This window comes from Haloferax sp. s1, from assembly GCF_058382125.1.
This window is the reverse complement of the sequence record NZ_JBZRPK010000474.1, coordinates 1-5,351: the sequence shown is the minus strand read 5'-3', so window position 1 is coordinate 5,351 and position 5,351 is coordinate 1. Positions and strand designations below refer to the sequence as shown.

The window sequence follows — 5,351 nt, the reverse complement described above, 5'->3', positions numbered from 1 at the left end:
CCAGCGCTCGTCTCATCCAAGAACACGACAGCGAGTGCCTGCTCGAAGTGGTCAGGGCAGAGTCCGTGCCGGATGCGATGATAGATATCGGCGCGAGCATCCGGTCGGCAGATGCCGACAACGGCGAGGGAACCGTCATTCTCGAAGCACCCCAGACGGCGGATATCCGGAAGGTCGTCCAAGCGTTCCAGAGTTTCTATCCCGACTCGGAATTGGTCGCAAAGCGCGAAGTCGATCGCTCGGTTCAGACGGCCGCCGAGTTCCGAGACGAGGTCGACGACCGACTTACGGACAAACAACGGATGGCGGCTAAATCGGCGTACTACGCCGGCTACTTCGATTGGCCCCGAGAGAGCACTGCAGAGGACGTTGCCGAGTTAATGGGTATCTCTTCGGCAACCTTCCATCAACACATTCGGAAAGCCGAACGGAAACTGATGGCATCGCTCTTCGGGGACACACACGAACACCCCGAATAATCACCGCTACAGATGCAGATTACAACCCGGTGTCCGGGTCGGAAACACGATAGACTCACCGACACAACCGCCTTCCACTCGTCGACTCAATCACCATCTATCCGCCAACGCAACCAATCTTCACTCCCCCTATTCCGGTCTCTTTCACTCTCCCTATTCCGGTCTCTTTCACTCTCCCTACTCCGGTCTCTATTTCCACTTTCGTTTCTATCACCAACAGTATCGCAAACCAATCGAACAAAAACTAGTCGAGACGTTCGTTGATGTCGTCGATTGGTGACAGTACCGACAAAACCGATATACGTTTGAACCCGCTAGGACGGGTGGAGCGTTCTTGATGTCTACGAACAGCCGAATCGATCCCGACGATGTAGTTGATGCCGTGGCACGCCGTGCGGACGTCATTCAACGGCTGCTGGACGGCCCCCAATATAATCGGGATATTCGTGAATCTCTCGGTGTATCACGCTCTACCGCGTACAAAGCCATCCGCGAACTCGAAGAACTAGGTCTTGCCCGAAGAGGAGACAGCGGGTACGAACTCACGGCGGCCGGCTACCTTCTGTTCGAGGAATACCAACGGTTCCGAAGTCGAGTCGAAGTTATCTGTCGTCCGGCCCAGTTGCTCGCAATTCTTCCGACGGATATCGACCTCGATGTCGAGGTTCTTGAAGGCGCTGAGGTGTCATTCGCCGAGCGACACGCACCAAACCGGCCGGTAACGATGATTGGGGATGCGATCCGTGATGCTGACGTGTTGCGGGGGACCGGTCCAGTGGTCCTGCCAAGCTACGTTGACCTTTTCCACGAACAGTTCATCGCTGGCAAACTCGAAGCCGAGTTAGTTTTCGAACGGGCCGCATTTAACCACCTTGCCACTGACTACGCTGACCAATTTGCGGAGGCCGTCGAAAGCGATGTTCTCAAAGTCCAAGTGACAGACGAGGAACTCCCGTTCGGATTGCTAGTTATCGAGAAACCAACCCCGAAGGTAGGCATTATCGTGTACGACCGTGGGGGAGAACTCAGGGGATTCATTCTGAACGACTCCGAACGCGCGGTCGAGTGGGGCAAAGAGAAGTGGGAACAGTATCGAGCGGAGGCGACCCCCGCTACGCCCGGAGGCAGTTGATCCGGAGCAATACATCGGGGGTGTCCCGGCCGGCAAGAGCCGACCCACTAACTATTCGGTAAGTCCATTACGAACGCTCTACGACTTTATTAGTACGTAAGGAACTGATTTATAGCTCTCCAAAGAGTTCTTCTATGCGCTCATCGTAATTTAACATGAACTGCCAACAACCGGTATCCCAGCATTCGGATACCGGTCGCGAACCAGACACAATCCAATCACCATGACCGACTTCGACGGGCCGGAAATATCAGACCTCAATCAAGAGGTGTACGAGGTCTACCGCAACCTCGCAACCGAGGTTGCCGCATACGAGCAGGACGCTGAGATATCCGTTCCCGATAGTTTCGACGTCGGTTCCGTTCACGAAGCCTTGGATTTTCCCCTCACACTGTGGGAGTCCGGCCGGAAACCGACACGGACGGTTCCTGCGCTCGTCGCGTATGAGCAGTTTCTTGACCGCGACGAACGCGAGATAATCGTACGCATTTTGGCTGGTCTCGATGCATTCGTCGGGATGCTGGACGAGTTCATCGACACCGACCAGTCGGACAGACGCCACCGGACGAAACTCGCGGTCAACGTTGCGTTTTCGAGTCTGTTGTCGTTCTCCAGCATTCCGGAACCGAACAGAGATGTAGTAGTCGACGCACTCAGCGTGTATTTCGTCGAAGCATCCCGAATCCCGGCGGTCGAACAGGAAGTAGCACGCGCCCTGAAAGATGAAACATCGAGAGAACGGGCGATGGAGCTAATCCGGTTCGTGTACGGATTCCGCGCTCGGGACATCTCCGTGTTTGGTACTGTACCGGCACTCGTCTCCGACGTCGATATCGAGAGGGCCGACCGCATCGAGAACGACCTTCGGACATTCCGTGCACACTGTCTCCTCTACGACGACGTTAGAGACATCGAAGAAGACCTGAAAAACGGGATCGAGACCCCAGTTATGTGGCTATTGGACCACTACGACCCCGAGGAAGTCGCGGCCCAAATCGAAGCAGTCTACCAGTCGTTCGAGTATTCGAACGCCGAGTATACGAACCGTCTCTGCGAGATGGAACCCGGATGTGACGACCTCGTTGACGAACTAGCGTTGTTGGCATCTCGCATCCGATAGTACTGATACTGATTACTTGTTGCGGTGTAAACCCGGCTTAGCGACCCGTCCACTGGTTACGACAGCGCTCGCTACAGAAGCTGTAGATCTCCGTCTCCCCGTCGGTCGTTCTGGCTTTCGTGGGGTGCCACTCGGAGACATCGATGATCTCACCACAGGAGGCGCAGTGGTCAATCTGCCGTCCTCGGTAGTGCATTGTGCTATGTCTGCTCATAGTCTGGGGTCATATAATTGTAGGGGTTCAGTGGTGGTTACTTTCCCGGTTCGGACTTGGGAATACAGGAACACACCCGTACCTCGGCGACACATGTTTCGAACTTCGAAACACGGGTTATAGCTCGAAACACCGCTGGGACAGCCAGCTATAGACGTGCCATCTGGTTCTAACCACGCGACGGGAAAAGCAGTCGCCATGCCGCTAGTGCGGTCGACGTCTCATCCCGTTATCCGATGTCGATTTCGATACCATCACCGTCGTGGTCGATTTCGATGTCGTCGCCCTCAATATCGATTTCGTCGTCACCGTGGTCGAGTTCGACCTCATCGTCGGCTTCGACTTCCAGACCGTCATCGTCGAATTCGACCTCGCCGTCGTCGTCGATCTCTATTTCGTCGTCACCGTGGTCGAGGTCGATATCGTCGCCTTCGACTTCGACTTCGTCGTCATCGAATTCGACCTCAGCGTCGTCGTCGACCTCAATCTCGTCATCGCCGTGGTCGAGTTCGACACCGTCGTCGCCTTCGACGCTGTCGTCGCCGAAGTCGATCTCGACTTCTTCATCGTCGTCGAAGTCATCATCGAAGTCGTCATCGAAGTCATCATCGAAGTCGTCATCGAAGTCATCGTCGAAGTCGTCATCGAAGAGGTCCTCAAGATCGTCCTCATCGTCGAGGAGATCTTCGAGGTCATCCTCGTCGAGGTCATCGAACTCGTCGTCTAGGAGGTCCTCGAAGTCGTCCTCATCGAAGTCGTCGTGGTCGAGGAGAGCATCGAGGTCATCCTCGTCGAGGTCGTCAAAGTCCTCATGGTCGAGGATATCTTCGAGGATCTCCTCGTCAAAGTCGTCGAAGTCGTCGTGGTTGAGGAGAGCATCGAGGTCATCCTCGTCGAGGTCGTCGAAGTCCCCGTGGTCGAGGAGAGCCTCAATCTCGTCCTCGTCGAGGTCGTCGAGGTCTTCGTCATCGAAGAGATCCTCGAGGTCGTCCTCGTGGTCGTCATCCTCGTGGTCATCGTGGTCGTCGTCCTCGTGGTCATCGTGGTCGTCGTCCTCGTGGTCAAAATGGTCGGAACGTGCGAGGTCGGTCTTCTCGGCGCTCACCGTACCGACACCACCAGCTAATGCGACGACGACCAACAGGCTAACTACAACTACCGCTGCGGTCCTGAGTATGTGTCGTCTCATGGGTTGTGCTTGTCAGTCGGGTGCGCTCAACTAACGTGTGAGAATAGTCGGTCCGTACACGTCCCTTTACCGAGATAAACACGTGTTAATAACTGACACTGACCGCGGACACGACCCATGTTTCGTGTCTCGAACGGTGAGTTTCACTTCGTTTGTCCGTGAACCACACACGTCCGTGGGCCACACACAACCGCCTTAGTTATCTCCTCGCCCTCCACACAGATATATGTATTGGCAAGTACACCCACAGTAGACCGTCCGTTTCTTTGAGTAGTCATGTAGATGGCGAGTGAGAGGTTCAGCGTCGATAGACTCAGCAAAAATCTCTGAGAACGTCGGTACTAGGATGTTCTGCACGATAGCAAACGTGGCTTGGTCTAAGAGACGTTACGGAGGGACGAAGTCAATCTTCGTCCTCCGCATCGTCATTTCCGCGCTAGGGCCGGTGAACACGTCGCGGGGATTGTTGTCCTAATTCGTCGAGGGTGATCACGCCTCGGTGTCTTCGTCCTCCTGTTCGAGGTCGACGGTTTCACCGTCGGATTCGAGGTCGACGCCGTCGTCGTCCTCGACATCGAGGTTCTCGCCGCTTTGCTCGATGTCGTGGTCGTCGGTCTCGAATTCGACCTCGTCTCCATCGTTTTCGAATTCTGAGCCGTCCTCGTCGTCTTCGACATCGACCTCGTCACCGACCTGTTCGATGTCGTGGTCCTCAGTCTCGAAGTCAACGGCATCACCGCCGTCGAAGCTCTCGAAGTCGAGGTCGTCTTCGTCGTCTTCGACATCGACATCGTCATCGCTCTGCTCGATGTCGTGGTCGTCCGTTTCGAGTTCGACCTCGTCTCCGTTATTCTCGAAGTCGGTGTCGTCGGTCTCGACTTCGAGGGCGTCTTCGAGCTGTTCGATCTCTCCACCGTCGAATTCGACGTCAGCAGCGTCGTCAGTCGCTTCTAAGTCGATTGTACCTGAATCGTCTTCGAATTCGAGGCGGTCGCCATCGTTCTCGAAGTCGAGGCCATCTTCGTCCTCGACTTCAGCATCGTCGTCGTCCTGTTCGACCTCTATATCGTCGGCCTCCACATCGACATCGTCCTCTTCACCGAGGTTTTCGAAGTTGAAGCCCGCCTTTTCGACTTCGAGCTCCTCGCCGTCGTGTTCGATTTCGTGCTCGTCAGTCTCGATCTCAACCTCGCCGTGGTCGCGTTCAATCTCGACAT

Annotated in this window: 5 protein-coding genes and 1 pseudogene; 3 read left to right on the top strand and 3 right to left on the bottom strand. The window is 55.4% G+C overall.

Annotated elements, in window-relative coordinates; genetic code table 11:
• The 3 genes from QT222_RS07175 to QT222_RS07165 all read left to right on the top strand — a co-directional run.
• Positions 1 to 479, top strand: a 479-nt coding sequence (locus QT222_RS07175) for a helix-turn-helix domain-containing protein (protein ID WP_491476767.1), incomplete at its 5' end; no start/stop codon positions are given.
• A gap of 337 nt (positions 480 to 816) precedes the next feature.
• A complete protein-coding gene (locus QT222_RS07170; RefSeq protein WP_491476766.1) occupies positions 817 to 1,611 on the top strand; it encodes a helix-turn-helix transcriptional regulator in 795 nt (264 codons plus the stop codon).
• A gap of 223 nt (positions 1,612 to 1,834) precedes the next feature.
• Positions 1,835 to 2,731 (top strand): hypothetical protein, encoded by an 897-nt coding sequence (locus QT222_RS07165; RefSeq protein WP_004060686.1) that lies wholly within the window; start codon positions 1,835 to 1,837, stop codon positions 2,729 to 2,731.
• Positions 2,732 to 2,768: 37 nt separating this feature from the next.
• Here QT222_RS07165 and QT222_RS07160 read toward each other — a convergent pair whose 3' ends face one another.
• From QT222_RS07160 to QT222_RS07150, 3 genes and pseudogenes are all read right to left on the bottom strand, one after another.
• Complete coding sequence (locus tag QT222_RS07160) at positions 2,769 to 2,927, bottom strand: DUF7576 family protein (RefSeq protein ID WP_162485784.1); 159 nt, start codon at positions 2,925 to 2,927, stop codon at positions 2,769 to 2,771.
• A gap of 247 nt (positions 2,928 to 3,174) precedes the next feature.
• Positions 3,175 to 4,134: a hypothetical protein gene (locus QT222_RS07155; protein ID WP_491476765.1), complete on the bottom strand. Its 960-nt coding sequence runs from the start codon at positions 4,132 to 4,134 to the stop codon at positions 3,175 to 3,177.
• Between the two features lie 489 nt (positions 4,135 to 4,623).
• Positions 4,624 to 5,351, bottom strand: a pseudogene (locus QT222_RS07150) (hypothetical protein); the annotation flags it as partial.

What these genes read in the sequence shown, in the direction of transcription:
- QT222_RS07170 (WP_491476766.1), top strand. Translation starts at nt 817, where the DNA reads ATGTCTACGAACAGCCGAATCGATCCCGACGATGTAGTTGATGCCGTG.
- QT222_RS07155 (WP_491476765.1), bottom strand. Translation starts at nt 4,134, where the DNA reads ATGAGACGACACATACTCAGGACCGCAGCGGTAGTTGTAGTTAGCCTG.
- QT222_RS07160 (WP_162485784.1), bottom strand. Translation starts at nt 2,927, where the DNA reads ATGCACTACCGAGGACGGCAGATTGACCACTGCGCCTCCTGTGGTGAG.
- QT222_RS07165 (WP_004060686.1), top strand. Translation starts at nt 1,835, where the DNA reads ATGACCGACTTCGACGGGCCGGAAATATCAGACCTCAATCAAGAGGTG.